The 14,251-nt window shown below is 73.5% G+C and carries 14 protein-coding genes; 7 read left to right on the plus strand and 7 right to left on the minus strand.

What is annotated here, in order from left to right:
- Positions 1 to 4: 4 nt before the first annotated feature.
- A complete protein-coding gene (gene hemQ / locus ACH4G3_RS01765; protein WP_037670383.1) occupies positions 5 to 748 on the plus strand; it encodes a hydrogen peroxide-dependent heme synthase in 744 nt (247 codons plus the stop codon).
- Here hemQ and ACH4G3_RS01770 read toward each other — a convergent pair whose 3' ends face one another.
- The 3 genes from ACH4G3_RS01770 to ACH4G3_RS01780 form a co-directional block, all read right to left on the minus strand.
- Positions 749 to 2,377: an alpha/beta hydrolase gene (locus ACH4G3_RS01770; RefSeq protein WP_397622576.1), complete on the minus strand. Its 1,629-nt coding sequence runs from the start codon at positions 2,375 to 2,377 to the stop codon at positions 749 to 751.
- A gap of 137 nt (positions 2,378 to 2,514) precedes the next feature.
- The gene (locus tag ACH4G3_RS01775; RefSeq protein WP_397622577.1) at positions 2,515 to 3,273 is read right to left on the minus strand and encodes a TIGR04222 domain-containing membrane protein; all 759 of its coding nucleotides are present in this window, start codon (positions 3,271 to 3,273) and stop codon (positions 2,515 to 2,517) included.
- An 86-nt stretch (positions 3,274 to 3,359) separates the two neighbouring features.
- Positions 3,360 to 4,106, minus strand: a complete 747-nt coding sequence (locus ACH4G3_RS01780; RefSeq protein WP_397622578.1) for a DUF4142 domain-containing protein — start codon at positions 4,104 to 4,106, stop codon at positions 3,360 to 3,362.
- Positions 4,107 to 4,490: 384 nt separating this feature from the next.
- Between ACH4G3_RS01780 and ACH4G3_RS01785 the strand changes: the two genes are divergently transcribed.
- The 3 genes from ACH4G3_RS01785 to ACH4G3_RS01795 are packed head-to-tail and all read left to right on the plus strand — an operon-like array spanning position 4,491 to position 9,037.
- Positions 4,491 to 5,957, plus strand: a complete 1,467-nt coding sequence (locus ACH4G3_RS01785; RefSeq protein WP_397622579.1) for an aldehyde dehydrogenase family protein — start codon at positions 4,491 to 4,493, stop codon at positions 5,955 to 5,957.
- A gap of 24 nt (positions 5,958 to 5,981) precedes the next feature.
- Positions 5,982 to 7,553, plus strand: a complete 1,572-nt coding sequence (locus ACH4G3_RS01790) for a GMC family oxidoreductase (protein ID WP_397622580.1) — start codon at positions 5,982 to 5,984, stop codon at positions 7,551 to 7,553.
- Positions 7,550 to 9,037 carry an APC family permease gene (locus ACH4G3_RS01795; RefSeq protein ID WP_397622581.1) on the plus strand — a complete coding sequence of 496 codons (1,488 nt, stop codon included), beginning with the start codon at positions 7,550 to 7,552 and terminating at the stop codon, positions 9,035 to 9,037. The genes ACH4G3_RS01790 and ACH4G3_RS01795 overlap by 4 nt, the downstream gene beginning before the upstream one ends.
- Before the next feature lie 15 nt (positions 9,038 to 9,052).
- Here ACH4G3_RS01795 and ACH4G3_RS01800 read toward each other — a convergent pair whose 3' ends face one another.
- Positions 9,053 to 10,492: an MbnB/TglH/ChrH family RiPP precursor modification enzyme gene (locus ACH4G3_RS01800; RefSeq protein WP_397622582.1), complete on the minus strand. Its 1,440-nt coding sequence runs from the start codon at positions 10,490 to 10,492 to the stop codon at positions 9,053 to 9,055.
- Between the two features lie 185 nt (positions 10,493 to 10,677).
- Here ACH4G3_RS01800 and ACH4G3_RS01805 point away from each other — a divergent pair, with 185 nt between their 5' ends.
- On the plus strand, positions 10,678 to 11,196 hold the full coding sequence (locus tag ACH4G3_RS01805; protein ID WP_397622583.1) for a potassium channel family protein: 519 nt from the start codon (positions 10,678 to 10,680) through the stop codon (positions 11,194 to 11,196).
- A gap of 13 nt (positions 11,197 to 11,209) precedes the next feature.
- Here ACH4G3_RS01805 and ACH4G3_RS01810 read toward each other — a convergent pair whose 3' ends face one another.
- Both ACH4G3_RS01810 and ACH4G3_RS01815 read right to left on the minus strand, forming a co-directional pair.
- Positions 11,210 to 11,662: a DUF7144 family membrane protein gene (locus tag ACH4G3_RS01810; RefSeq protein ID WP_397622584.1), complete on the minus strand. Its 453-nt coding sequence runs from the start codon at positions 11,660 to 11,662 to the stop codon at positions 11,210 to 11,212.
- A 68-nt stretch (positions 11,663 to 11,730) separates the two neighbouring features.
- On the minus strand, positions 11,731 to 12,492 hold the full coding sequence (locus tag ACH4G3_RS01815; protein ID WP_397622585.1) for an aminoacyl-tRNA hydrolase: 762 nt from the start codon (positions 12,490 to 12,492) through the stop codon (positions 11,731 to 11,733).
- Positions 12,493 to 12,535: 43 nt separating this feature from the next.
- Between ACH4G3_RS01815 and ACH4G3_RS01820 the strand changes: the two genes are divergently transcribed.
- The gene (locus tag ACH4G3_RS01820) at positions 12,536 to 13,402 is read left to right on the plus strand and encodes an ABC transporter ATP-binding protein (RefSeq protein ID WP_397622586.1); all 867 of its coding nucleotides are present in this window, start codon (positions 12,536 to 12,538) and stop codon (positions 13,400 to 13,402) included.
- Entirely contained in the window at positions 13,399 to 14,070 is a 672-nt protein-coding gene (locus ACH4G3_RS01825; protein ID WP_397622587.1) for an ABC transporter, read from the plus strand. The genes ACH4G3_RS01820 and ACH4G3_RS01825 overlap by 4 nt, the downstream gene beginning before the upstream one ends.
- Here ACH4G3_RS01825 and ACH4G3_RS01830 read toward each other — a convergent pair.
- Positions 14,062 to 14,241 carry a hypothetical protein gene (locus tag ACH4G3_RS01830; RefSeq protein WP_094052755.1) on the minus strand — a complete coding sequence of 60 codons (180 nt, stop codon included), beginning with the start codon at positions 14,239 to 14,241 and terminating at the stop codon, positions 14,062 to 14,064. The genes ACH4G3_RS01825 and ACH4G3_RS01830 overlap by 9 nt on opposite strands.
- Positions 14,242 to 14,251: the final 10 nt, after the last annotated feature.

A 14,251-nucleotide genomic window follows, 5' to 3' on the forward strand; every position in this document is an offset into this window, starting at 1 on the left:
GAGCATGAGTGACGACGCCTCCACCACGGCCTCCAGCGCCGAGCCCGACCGCATCCCGAACAAGGGCAAGCTGGCCAAGGACCTCAACGAGGTCATCCGCTACACGCTCTGGTCCGTCTTCAAGCTGAAGGACGTCCTCCCCGAGGACCGCGCCGGGTACGCCGACGAGGTCCAGGAGCTGTTCGACCAGCTCGCCGCCAAGGACGTGACCATCCGCGGCACGTACGACGTCTCGGGCCTGCGCGCCGACGCCGACCTCATGATCTGGTGGCACGCGGAGACCAGCGACGCGCTGCAGGAGGCGTACAACCTCTTCCGCCGCACGAAGCTGGGCCGGGCGCTCACGCCGGTGTGGTCGAACATGGCGCTGCACCGCCCCGCCGAGTTCAACCGCTCGCACATCCCGGCGTTCCTCGCCGACGAGACGCCCCGCAACTATGTGAGCGTCTACCCCTTCGTGCGCTCCTACGACTGGTACCTGCTGCCCGACGAGGACCGCCGCCGCATGCTCGCCGACCACGGCAAGATGGCCCGCGGCTTCCCCGACGTGCGTGCCAACACGGTCGCCTCGTTCTCCCTCGGCGACTACGAGTGGATCCTCGCCTTCGAGGCCGACGAGCTGTACCGCATCGTCGACCTGATGCGTCACCTGCGCGCCTCGGAGGCCCGTCGGCACGTCCGCGAGGAGGTCCCGTTCTTCACGGGCCGCCGCAAGGACATCGCGGAGCTGGTCGCGGGCCTGGCCTGATCAGCCGCGCGGTCGGCCGGTCCCGGGCTGCGCCGGGGCCGCCGACCGTGACTGTGACTTCCGCTGCGGCTTCGGCTCCGGATGCGCGGCGCAGTCCGTGCGCCGTCCCGGCAGCCGGCCCTCCAGCAGATACGCCTCCACATGGCCGTTGACGCAGGCGTTCGGCCCGCCCGCCAGGCCGTGCGCGCCGGCGTCCCGCTCCGTCACCAGGACCGAGCCGGCGAGGCGGCGGTGGAGTTCGAGGGCGCCGTCGTACGGCGTGGCGGCGTCCCGCTCGGCGGCCAGGATCAGCGTCGCCGGCAGTTCACCCGGCCCGGCGCCGACGTCGAGCGGCCGCTGCCGCGGTCCCTCCCAGTAGGCGCAGGGCAGGTTCATCCACACGTTGTCCCAGGTCTCGAAGGGCGCCAGCCGAGCGAGCCGGGTGTTGTCCCGGTCCCACACGTGCCAGTCCGTCGGCCAGGGAGCGTCGTTGCACTCGACCGCCACATAGACCGCGTGTGTGTTCTCCGCCTCGGCGGCGGCCTCGGGGCGCTGTTCCGCCTGCTCGACCAGCGGCCCGGGATCGCCCTTGAGGTACGCCGACAGCGCGTGCGCCCGGTGCGGCCACTGGTCGTCGTAGTACCCCGCCTGGAGGAACGCCGCCTGCAGCTGCCCGGGCCCGACCTTCCCGCCGGCCGGCTCGACGGCCAGCCGGGCCCTCGCCCGCTCGTAGCTGCGCCGCACCTCCCGCGCGGTCCTGCCCAGCCCGTACACGTCGTGGTGCCGGGCGATCCACCTCCGGAAGTCCCGCCAGCGGCCCTCGAACGCCGCCGACTGGTCGAGGTTGTTGCGGTACCAGATCTCCGCCGGGTCGGGATCGACCGGCGAGTCGAACACCATCCGCCGTACGTGCGCGGGGAACAGCGTCGCGTACAGGGCTCCGAAGTACGTGCCGTACGACGAGCCCATGAAGGTCAGCCGTTCCTCGCCCAGCGCGGCGCGCAGGACGTCGAGGTCGCGGGCGTTGTTCAGCGAGTGGTAGTGCCGCAGCGCTCCGCCGGCCCGCTCGGCGCAGCCGCGCGCGTACGCCTTCGCCTGCGTGATGCGCTGCTTCTTGTACGACTCCGAGGGGTGCGTCGGCGCCTGGGTGGGCCCCTGGAAGAACCGTTTGGGGTCCTGGCAGGACAGGGGCGCTGAACGGCCGACCCCGCGCGGGGCGTAGCCGACGAGGTCGTACGCGGCCGCGATCCGCTTCCACTCGGGGAGCAGACCGGTGAGGGGGAAGTACAGGCCGGAGGCGCCCGGGCCGCCCGGGTTGTAGACCAGGGCGCCCTGGCGGCGGACCTTGCGTTTGCTGTTGTGCGGGTCCTTGAGCGTGGCCCGGGCACGGGCGACGGCCAGCTCGATCTGCCTGCCGTCGGGCCGTGCGTAGTCCAGCGGGACGGCGACCGTGCCGCACTGCATGCTGCCCGGGAGGTCCTGCGCGTCGGGGCACGGGCCGAAGTCGATGCCGGCCGCCTTCGCCCGCGCGGCGGCAACCGCCGTGCCGCGCAGCTCGGGCGCCGCTGTCGCGCCGTCGGCGTCCGGGGCGGCGGTGAGGGCGCTCAGCAGCAAGGATCCTGCGGCCGAGTAGAGGAGGGCGGCTCTCATCGCGTATCCCTTCGGTGCACGGTGGCGACAAAAGGGATGTTTGGTGCGGCGGTTGGGAAAGGCAAGCACCGTCCGCCGGTGTCGGCGCCAATGCCCCTGCGCGCCCCCGGTCTGTCAGCCGTGTGCCTGGAGGTGACCTAGCGGTGCGTGAAGGCGGCGCGCAGGTCCGGTTCGCCGATCGCGCGGACACCGCGTACTGCCACGGAGGTGAGGTACGTACGGTCGTCCGCGGTGCCGTCCGCGTTCCGGGTCAGTGCGCCGAGCAGCCGCTGGCCGGCCGGGGAGGCCCAGCGCGAGTACGGGTGCACCTCGATGCGGGCGACGGCCAGCGAGCCCAGGGTCAGGGCGAGCGGCAGCGCGAACCACAGGGCGACCAGATGCCGCGGCATGTCCGGCGGAGTGGGCGTCAGCAGCGCGGCGAGGCCGAGACCGAGCACGGCGACGGCCGCCGAGCGGACCTGCCGGACTGCCGCCGCGACCGTCGTGCGGGCACTGTCGGGCACCGCGAGTCCCGCGCGCACCAGCCGGTCGGCGATACCGCGCACCGCGTCCGCCGTGGCGGCGGTGGCCCGCACCGGCGCGATCCGGGACTGCCCCTCGGGGCCGATGGCCCCTATGACCGACCGCTCCATCTCGTCCCGCCCGCGCGGATCGACGACCGTCGCCCAGCCGGTGTGGGCGAGCAGCAGCCGGCGCTGGCGTGCCATGGCGACGAGAGTCACGTCGGCGACCCGCCGGGGCCCGCCGGAGAGGAACGCGGCCTCGTACAGGGTGAGTTCATGGTTCCGGCCGGTGTCCGTGACGCCGGCCGCGGCGCGTACGGCGGCCAGGCACAGGCGCGTGCACGCCGTACCGGCCGCGGCCCAGGCCGCCAGCAGGAAAAGAACCCAGAGCATATGTTGTTTGTATGTGACACGGTCCCGGGAGCACCATGCCTTGTTCACAATCCGGACGGAGTGTTGTCGGTATGTGACGTTCCGTTTCACTGTTCCGGCGGCGGGCGGAAGGTGGGCGGCGGAAGCGTGGTGGCCGGGGCCGGGGCCGGTACCGGGGGTGCGGCCGGAGCGGGGGCGGCCGTCGGGGGAGTGTTCCCGGTGGCCATGTCGCGGGCCACGGCGTCGAAGTCGACGTAACCCGTGGCCTCCAGGACCTTGATGTGGTCGAGGACGGTCGTGTTGGCGTCGTCGGCGAGGTCGCGCACCAGTGAGTTGCGGGTGCTCGCGCGGACCTGGGCGACGACCGAGAAGACCCTGCCGTGCGCCAGCCGCAGGATGTTGGCGAACTGGCGGTCGTACTCGGCACCCTGTGCCGCGTCCAGGGTTTCGAGCCACTGCTTCTGCTGGTCGCTGGGCGCGTCCGGAAGGGCGAGGTTCAGCCGCGCGGCGACACCGCGGACCCGATCGTCGAGGAACCGGTGCCCCTCGACGAGATGCCGGCCCGCCGTCCGGACGGCGGGCGTGGTCCCCTTCGTCTGCGCCTGCCGCCCCGCGGGCAGCTCCCACAGCCCGGCCAGCCGGACCTTGACGAGGAAGTCCTGGTCGAGCGCGGACAGCGGGCCGTAGCTCGTGCGCAGGGTCTGGGCGCTCAGCACGTCAGGTCCCGTCCCCGGCCGGTCGGTGTACGACCAGAGGGAAAAGACCAGCGCGGCGAGCGTCGCCGTCAGACACGTGACGATGAGCCCCGTGCCGCTGACGATGCCTCGGCCCTTGACGGGGGGTCGCGGTCGCATGGTGGTGCCTCCTGGTACGGCACCGCACGCTAATGGGCTTCAGGTGCGGAGTTGACATGTTACTGCGGGGTCTACGTCAACTGCCGTACAGGGGCGAATCGTTGCAACGGGGACAGGACGGGGCGATTGGAGGAGGCGCGACGGGGGACTCGCCGGGGCAAAGAGGCGCAAAACATTCCATGGGTCCAGGCGGCCGGGACCCGGGTGTTAGCCCGGGCACACTCGCAGGCGAACGGGTGCGGCGGGGCGACTAGCCCACCCGGGTCCTCTGGGCCACCGGGACGCCGTCGCGGCGGTGTGGCCGGTGGCCGCCGCCCGTCCGATGGGCCATGTTGCTGACCGTCGAGCCGATCGGCACCGGCCGGATGCGAAGGAGGCCCCGCGGTGGGTGAGCTGTACATCGACGGCGAGTGGACGCGGGCGGCGGCCGGTGGCCGGCGGGAGGTGGTCAACCCCTACGACGCCTCCGTCGTCACCACCGTCGACGAGGCCGACGCCACCGACGTGGACCGCGCCGTACGCGCCGCCCGGCACGCCTTCGACCGGGGCGACTGGGCGAACGCCACCTCCCGCCACCGCGCCGACGTCCTGCTGCGCGTCCGCGACCTGCTGCTGCGCGACCGGGAGGACATCGCCCGCACCGAGACCCTCGACACCGGCAAGACGCTGGCCGAGGCCCGCATCGACGTCGAGGACGTCGCGAACGCCTTCCGCTACTTCGCCGAACTCGCGGGCAAGGACGGCGGCCGGGTCGTGGACGTCGGCCCGGACGTCCTCAGCCGCGTCGTGTACCAGCCGGTCGGGGTCTGCGCGCTCATCGCCCCCTGGAACTACCCCCTGCTCCAGGCCTCCTGGAAGGTCGCCCCGGCGCTGGCCGCCGGCAACACCTTCGTCCTCAAACCCAGCGAGACCACACCGCTCACCACGATCGCCATGGTCCGGCTCATCGAGGAGGCCGGCGCACCGCCCGGCGTCGCCAACCTGGTGCTGGGCTCCGGGGCGACCGTCGGCGCGGCCCTGACCAGCCACCCGGACGTCGACCTGGTGTCCTTCACCGGCGGCCTGACCACCGGACGGTCCATCATGGCCAGCGCCGCCGAGGGGCCGCGCAACATCGCCCTCGAACTCGGCGGCAAGAACCCCAACATCGTGTTCGCGGACGCCGACTTCGACGCCGCCGTGGACTACGCGCTGGACGCCGCCTTCCTGCACTCCGGGCAGGTCTGCTCGGCCGGATCACGCCTGCTGGTCCAGGACTCGCTGCACGACCGGTTCGTCGAGACCCTCGCCCGCCGTGCGCGGGCGATCCGGCTCGGCAACGGCCTGGAGGAGGGCACCGAGAGCGGCCCGCTCAGCTCCGCCGAGCACCGTGAGAAGGTCGAGCTCTACATCGCCGTCGCCCAGGAGGAGGGCGCCCGGCTCGTCACAGGCGGCACCCGCCCCGACGACCCCGCCCTGAGCCGCGGCTTCTTCCTGCTGCCGACAATCTTCGCCGACTGCGACCGGTCGATGCGGATCGTCCAGGAGGAGGTCTTCGGCCCGGTGCTCACCGTCGAGCGCTTCGGCACCGAGGACGAGGCGGTGGAACTGGCCAACGACACGCGCTACGGCCTGGCCGGCGGCGTGTGGACATCCGACGCGGGCCGCGCCCAGCGCGTCGCCCAGCGGCTGCGGCACGGCACCGTCTGGATCAACGACTTCCACCCCTACGTGCCGCAGGCCGAGTGGGGCGGCTTCGGCCGCTCCGGCGTCGGACGCGAACTGGGCCCCACCGGGCTGCGCGAGTACCAGGAGGCCAAGCACATCTACCAGAACCTGGCCCCCGCCCCCTCCGGCTGGTTCAAGGGCTGAACGACACAGAAAGCAGGGCACCTCATGGCCGCCACCACCGCGCACGGCGCCGAGTCCGCCTACGACTACGTCATCGTCGGCGGCGGCACCGCCGGCTGCGTACTCGCCGCCCGCCTGAGCGAGGATCCCGACTGCCGCGTCTGCGTCGTCGAGGGCGGCCCCAGCGATGTCGGCGACGAGCGCATCCTGCGCCTGCGCAACTGGATCAACCTGCTCGGCTCGGAGTTCGACTACGGCTACACCACCGTCGAGCAGCCGCGCGGCAACTCCCACATCCTGCACTCGCGGGCCCGCGTCCTGGGCGGCTGCTCCTCGCACAACACGCTGATCAGCTTCCTGCCGCTGCCGCAGGACCTCGACGACTGGGTGAGCCGGGGCTGTTCCGGCTGGGATCCGGCGACGGTCCTCCCCTACCGCGACCGGCTGCTCACCCGGATCGTGCCGGTGGCCGAGGCCGACCGCAATCCCATCGCCCAGGACTTCGTCACCGCCGCCTCCCGCGCCCTCGGCGTCCCCGTCGTCGACGACTTCAACGCCGAGCCCTTCGCCGACGGCACCGGCTTCTTCTCCCTGGCCTACCAGCCGGAGGGCAACCTGCGCTCCTCCGCGTCCGTCGCCTACCTCCACCCCGTCCTGGACCGGCCCAACCTCACGCTTCTGCTGGAGACCTGGGCGCACCGGCTGCTCCCCGACGAGTCGGGCCGGCTGACCCGCGTCGCCGTCCGGGGCGCCGACGGCGAACCCGCCACCGTGCGTGCCGAGCGCGAACTCCTGCTGTGCGCGGGCGCCATCGACACCCCGCGCCTGCTGATGCTCTCCGGCATCGGCCCGGCCGACGACCTGCGCGCCCTCGGCATCGACGTCCGGGCCGATCTGCCCGGCGTGGGCGAGAACCTGCTGGACCACCCCGAGTCCGTGATCGTCTGGGAGACGGAGGGGCCGCTGCCGCCCAACTCTGCGATGGACTCCGACGCCGGCCTGTTCCTGCGCCGGGACAAGGGCCAGCCGCGCCCCGACCTGATGTTCCACTTCTACCAGGTGCCGTTCACGGTCAACACCGAGCGCCTGGGCTACCCCGTGCCGCCCTACGGGGTGTGCATGACGCCGAACGTGCCGCGCGCCCGCTCCACCGGCCGCATGTGGCTGCGCAGCAAGAACCCCGCGGAGCATCCCGCCCTGGACTTCCGGTACTTCACCGACCCCGAGGGACACGACGAGCGCACCATCGTCGACGGGCTGCGGGTCGCCCGCGAGGTCGCCGCGACCGCCCCGCTGCGCGACTGGCTCGTCCGCGAGGTCGCACCCGGCCCGGACGTCGTCTCCGGCACCGACCTGTCCGAGTACGGCCGCCGCGCGGCGCACACCGTCTACCACCCGGCGGGCACCTGCCGCATGGGCGCCCCGGACGACCGGATGGCCGTCTGCGACCCGGAGTTGAGACTGCTCGGCGTCGAGGGCGTGCGGATCGTCGACGCGTCGGTGTTCCCGACGATGCCCACCATCAACCCGATGGTGACCGTCCTGCTCGCCGCCGAACGCGCCGCCGATCTGATCCTCGACCGACCCGGCCCCACGGAGCAGGAGGCCCGGAAGTGACCAGCCCGACGCCCCCCGCACCGGCGGGCGGCACGCCCGGAGGAGAGCCCGGCTCGGAGTTCCGCAAGGACATGGGCCCCTGGGCCAACTTCGCCCTCGGCTTCACCTACCTCTCCCCGGTGGTGAGCACCTACACCCTCTTCGGCATCGCGATCGTCGACGGCGGACCGCCGATGATCTGGGCGTTCGTGCTGGCCGGCTGCGGCCAGTTCCTCGTCGCGCTGATCTTCGGCGAGATCGTCGCCCAGTACCCCATCGCGGGCGGCGTCTACCCCTGGGCCCGGCGGCTGTGGGGCAAGCGCTGGGCGTGGATGACCGGCTGGGTGTACATGTGGGCGCTGCTGGTGACCATCACCTCCGTCGCCTACGGCGCCGGCCCTTACATCGCCATCCTCTTCGGCTTCGACGCCACCGTGCACACCACCGTGCTGTGCACCGCCGTGCTCATCGTCGTCGCCATCCTCATCAACTACCTGGGCACCAAGGCGCTGTCGGCGGCGGCCGTCATCGGCTTCGCCGGCGAGCTCATCGGCGCGCTCGTCGTCGGCATCTACCTGCTGGCCACCCACCGTCACCACGGCATCGGCGTCATCTTCGACACCTACGGAACCGAGGGAGACGGCTCCTACCTGCCGGCGTTCCTCGCGGCCGCCATCATCGGCTTCTACCAGTACTACGGCTTCGAGGCGTGCGGCGACACGGCCGAGGAGGTCGCCCACCCGGGCCGCGTCATCCCGCGCGCGATGCGCCGCACCATCTACATCGGCGGTGCCGCGGCCACGTTCACCTGCATGTCGCTGCTGCTGTCGGTCACCGACTTCAACGCGGTCATCTCGGGCGAGGTGGCCGACCCGGTGGTGGACGTGCTGTACGACGCCATGGGCGAGACCGGGGCGCGGCTGGTGATGGCCGTGGTGCTGATCTCCTTCCTGTCCTGCACGATCAGCCTCCAGGCCGCGGCCGGGCGGCTCATCTACTCGTACGCCCGTGACGAGATGATCGCCGGGCACCGGCTGCTGCGGCGGTTCGCCCACGCCCGCGCGGTGCCCGGCTACGCGCTGTTCGTTTCCGCGGCGGTGCCGCTGCTCATCGCCTTCGCCTCCCTGTTCTCCGAGGACGCCCTCACCAACATCGTGTCGTTCGCGATCCTCGGTATCTACGGCTCGTTCCAGATGGTGGTGCTGGCCGCGCTGCGCGCCCGGCTCAAGGGGTGGCGTCCGGCGGGCGAGTTCACCCTGGGCCGCTGGGGCCTGCCGGTGAACATCGGGGCGCTGGCCTACGGCATCTTCGCCATCGTCAACATCTCCTGGGCCCGCAGCCCGGAGAAGCCGTGGTACGAGAACTGGATCGTCCTGCTGTGCGGTGCGGTGGTGGTCGGGACCGGCGTGCTGTACATGTTCACCACCCACCACTACGGCCGTGGCGACGCGGCTGCCGGTGACGCCGTGCCGAAGGACAAGGCCGAGGCGGTGCCGAAGCGCTGACGGGCGATCCGCGCGTCAACGCCGCAGCAGCGCCTTACGGGTGGCGCGGGCCAGCCGGCGGACCGGGCGTCGCGAGCGCGGCGCCGGTCCCGACCGCTCCAGCCACCACTGCCGGAGCTCCCGCCGCGCCGCGGCGTCGCCGGGCCGCCCGGCGGACAGCAGGTGCTCGGCGAAGGTGAGCGCGTCACGCCGGTAGCCGCCGGTCATCGGCTGCGTCTGGGCGTACGCGAGGAAGGCCGTACGGTAGTCCGCCCCGAGGATCTCGGGCAGTTCGGGCGCGACCTTCGCCACGACGTCCGCCCGCTTCGCGGCGAGCGCCCGTGCCTGTACGCCGACCCGCGCCCGGTCGAACCCCTCGGGCACGGGCGTCCCCGCGACCAGCGCCGACAGCAGCGCGGCCTGCGCGACCCCGAGCCGCTGCCGGGCCTCGCCGACGCCCCTGTGTTCGGGCCGGCCGAAGGCGCCCCGTGTCGCCCCGGCCGTCCCGGTCCGATGGCCCTGCGGCGTCGGGCCGCCGCCGTGCGCGGGAACGCCGGCGCGGACCTCGCTCCGGCCCCCGGCCGCCGCCCGTGGCCGCCCCGCGGCGACGGCCTGGCCCGCCGCGCGCACCTGCGCCTTCACCCGCTCGACGGCCCCCGCCTCCACGGCCCGCCGGACCGAGGCCAACTCGGCCTCCAGCTCCGCCGGTTCCGGGAAGTTCTCGTCGCGTTCCAGCAGGACCCCAGGAGGGGACACGCGGGAGGCGAGGTCGGTCAGGACGTCGAGGACCGGCCGGGGGACGGGGTGGGCGTGACTGTCGTGCCAGACGCCGTCGCGTTCGAAGCCGCCGGCGACATGGACGTAGGCGATGGCCTCCAGAGGCAGCTCGGCGAGCGCCTTGGCCGGGTCCTCGGCGCGGTTGACGTGGTTGGTGTGCAGGTTGGCCACGTCGATGAGGAGCCGGACGCCCGTGCGGTCGGCGAGCTCGTACAGGAACTGGCCCTCCGTCATCTCCTCGCCGGGCCAGGAGATCAGCGCGGCGATGTTCTCGACGGCCAGCGGCACCGGCAGCGCCTCCTGCGCGATGCGCACGTTCTCGCACAGCACGTCGAGCGCGTCCCGGGTCCGCGGGACGGGCAGCAGATGGCCGGCCTCCAGGTGCGGGGTCGCCGTCAGGGCACCGCCGGCCCGTACGAACGCGATGTGCTCGGTGACCAGCGGTGAGCCGAGTGCCTCCACCCGCTCGGCCAGCGCGGCCAGCCGGCCGTCGTCGGGCCGGTCCGCACCCCCGAGGCCGAGCGAGACGCCGTGCGGCACCACGGTGACGCCGCGCTCGCGCAGCCGCCGCAGCGACTCGGGCAGATGCCCGGGGCAGACGTTCTCGGCCACGGTCTCGACCCAGTCGATGCCCGGCATACGCTCCACGGCGTCCGCGATCTCCGGTCGCCACCCGATGCCCGTCCCCAGTCGCTCCATCGTCCCCTCCTCCGCACAGCCGGTTCCTCGAACGTGAGGGGGGTATGGCCCAGCCGCCCGGCCCCGAACCCCGCCATGGGCGCCTTCAGAGGAACATTTGAGGTTCGGCCCCCGAACGGCCCCGGCTCGACACCGATGGAGGCGCCGGAGTCGCGCCACCCCCCGGCACGTCGTAGACCGGACGTATGCGCGAGGGCAGCGAGCGGTGGGTGTGGACCGCCGCCGGGGGACTGGTGGTCGCCGTCGGTACGGCCTATTTCCTGCTGCCGCTGGAGGGGCTCGGCGACGACCGCTCCTGGCTGGGCTGGCCGCTGTTCGTCCTGGCCCTGGGGCTGCTGGCCGCGCTGCTGCTGCGCCAGGTGCACTACGTCATCCTCGAGAAGCCGCACACCCGGCCCGGCGTCATGATCGTGCTGCTGATGTGCCTGGCCGTGCTGGTCTTCTCGTCGGGGTACTACACCCTCGCCCAGCAGCCGGGCCAGTTCACCGGTCTGAGCACCCGCGTCGACGCCCTGTACTTCACCGTCGTCACGCTCGCGACCGTCGGCTACGGGGACATCCACCCGAGCGGGCAGGAGGCCCGTCTGGTGGCGGTCGCACAGATCCTGTACACGTTCGTCTTCCTCACGGCGGGGGCCACCGCGCTCTCGCGCCGGCTGCACGCGGTGGTCGCCGCACGCGACCGGCGTCCGCCGCCCTCCTGAACCGGTGCGGCTGCTACGCCGCCCGGGCGGAGCGGTAGTTGAACACCGACCACAGCACGAACAGGCCGGTCAGGATCATGATGATCGACCAGAACGGCTGGTACGGCAGCCACATGAAGTTCGCGATCAGCGCCAGTCCGACCACGACCGCGCCCACGACCCGGGCCCAGGCGGCCCCGGTGAACAGGCCGAACCCGGCCGCCACCACGAGCACACCGACGATCAGGTGGATCCAGCCCCACGCGGTCAGGTCGAACTCGAAGACGTACTCACCGAAGCTCGTGTACACCTCGTCGTCGGCGATCGCCGTGATGCCCTGGAGCACCGCGAACAGGCCGTAGACGACCATCAGGGTGCCGCCGAGAGCGATACCCCCGGTCGCCCAGGGATCGCCGGTGCCGCCGGAGCCGCCGGGTGTCCGGTCGGGGGCGGGCGGAGCGGGGGGAGGGGGCGCGGCGCTGGTCATGGCTGCCTCCTGGTCGGGTTGTCCGGTAACCCCACTGGAGCACCCGGCCGCGACCGGCGCGCCCGCGGCTACTCCGAACGGGTGGCCGCCCGGCCGCCCGGCGCGTACGGCTCCTCGCGCAGCGCGGGGTGGTCCGCGACCACCGTGCACGAGCCGGGCGCGATCTCCGTGAACCCCGCGTCGCGGACCAACGGCAGGCCACTGCCCGTCAGTGCGGGCCAGCGGGCCGGGTCGGCCGTCCGTACGGCGAGCGGGAAGCCCGCGTCGTGCCAGGCGGCCCGCTCCTCGCCGGGCAGCTCCCACCAGGCCAGTTGCGCGGCGTGGCCGGCCTGGGCCATCGCCTTGCCGGCCGACATGCCGAGGTCGGGGTTCAGCCACAGCACGGGGGCGGCCGGGTCCGCGTCCACGGGCGGTTCCGGGTCGTCCAGGTCGGTGCCGGAGACCTGGAGGCGGGCCAGGTCCTTGGGCCAGCCGTCCAGCGGGACCGGCGGGAAGACGCGCACCTCGGCCGCCTTGCCGGTGACCGTGATGCCGGGCAGGGCCTCGGCCCGCCGCCACTCGGCGCCGCGCGCCCGCCGCACCACCTTGCGGATCCGGGCGTCCTGCCAGTCCCGCACCGCCTGCGCCCACGGGCCGTCGCCGGCCGACCGCTCGTCGCTGAGGATCGTCAGCACGGCCCGCGCGGCCGTCTCCAGCGCGTCCGTACGCGCCGGCGGGTCCGCTCGCTCGATCCGCACGACCAGCGGCAGCACGAACTGCGGTGCCGTGTCGCGGTCCGAGGGCTCGGAACGGAAGGGGCTGTCACTCACGGGCGTCGGGTCCTGGCTCACGAATCCCAGTGTGCCAGCCGGAAGATCGTGGAGGATGGGGCCCATGCGACCCGACCTCAGCCTGGAGAACGCGGGCCGCCGCTACGGCCTGCGCGGCCCCTGGGTGCTGCGCGGCGTCGACCTGACGGTGGCCCCGGGCCGGCTCGTCCGCGTCGAGGGCGCCAACGGCAGCGGCAAGTCGACCCTGCTGCGGCTGCTCGCCGGCATAGACGCCCCCAGCGAAGGCCGGATCACCGGCCGCCCGCGCACCGCGTATGTCCCCGAGCGGTTCCCGCCGGCCCTGCCGTTCACCGCCGCCGGCTACCTCACCCACCTGGGCACCGTGCACGGCCTGACCCGCACGGGGGCCGCCCGGGCAGCCGCCGAGTGGCTGGAGCGCCTCGGCGCCGCCGCCTACGCCGACACACCCATGGCACGGCTGTCGAAGGGCAGCAGCCAGAAGGTCGCGGTCGCCCAGGCCCTGCTGGGGGAGCCGGAGCTGCTGGTGCTGGACGAGGCGTGGACGGGCCTGGACGCCGACGCCCGCGCCGAGTTGGAGCGGGCGGTCGCCGAGCGCACGGCGGCCGGCGGATCGGTGGTGTTCGTCGACCACGACCCGCGCCGCCTCGCCGGCCTGCCCGACGCCACGTACACCGTGCGCGACGGGAGCCTCGTCGAGCGGGCCGTGCCGGGACCGTCGCCGTCCGGACCGCAGGTCACCGTCGAGGTCCAGGGCCCGCCGGACGGACGGCTCCCCGACGACGTGCGGCGGTCCGTCACCTCCGCCGAGGAGACCGCGCCGGGCAGCCACCGCCTCACCGTGCCCGCCCCGCACTCCGACATCCTGCTCCGCGCCCTGCTCACGGCCCGCCCGCCCTGGCACGTGGTGAGTGTGGCGCGGCAGGCGGACGCCCCCGGGAGCCGCCGATGACCGCCCTCCTGCGCTACCACGCCGCCCTGCTGCTGCGCTCGCAGCGCTGGCTGCCGCCGTTCCTGCTGTACGCCGCCTTCCTCGCGGTCAGCGTCCAGGCGGGGCAGCCGGTGCTCGACTCGCTCGGCTACACGGCCGCCGCGCTGCTGCCCGTCGCCGCCTGGCTGGCGCGGATCTGTGTCACGGCCGAGCCGCAGGCCGCGCGCGGCTGCGTGGCGGCGGCCGTGGGGCCGGCGCGCGCCCATGTGGCCTGCCTGCTGGTGGCGTTGTCCGGGGCGGCGGCGCTCGGCACGGTCGCGACCCTCGGCGTGACGCTGCTGAGCGCCCCGGTCGCCTCGGACCACCGCACCCCGGTGCCGCTCGCTCCCGCCTGCGGGGCCGGGCTGCTCGCCGCCCTGGCCTGCGCCCTGCTCGGCACGGCCGTCGGCGCGCTCACCAGCCGGCCGCTGCTGCGGTCGCGGGGCCGTGCCGTCCTGGCCCTGCTGCTCGCGGCGCTGCTGTCCCTCGTGGCCACCGGCTCCCCGGCCCAGGCGGCGGTGCAGGGCCTGGTGACCGGCTCACGGTCGGGCACCATCCCGCTGCCGCTGCTGCCCCTGGCCGCGGCAGCCCTGGTCACGGCCGCGGCGCTGGCCCTGGCCGGTGCGCTCGCCGCCCGCAGATCACCCTGAGCAGGCGGTGCGCTGCGCCTCCTGCCACTCGCAGACCGGGCAGAGGGTGATGCCCTTGTACGACTCCGGGTACTCCGTCGGCTCCCGGCACAGCACGCACTCCGCGTACGGCGGCCCGTCCGCACGGGGCGGCCTGGCCGCGTCGATCAGGCAGTAGTCGTCCTCGCTCATACATCCAGCG

It is taken from the genome of Streptomyces afghaniensis (genome assembly GCF_044327915.1).
Taxonomy (GTDB): domain Bacteria; phylum Actinomycetota; class Actinomycetes; order Streptomycetales; family Streptomycetaceae; genus Streptomyces; species Streptomyces afghaniensis.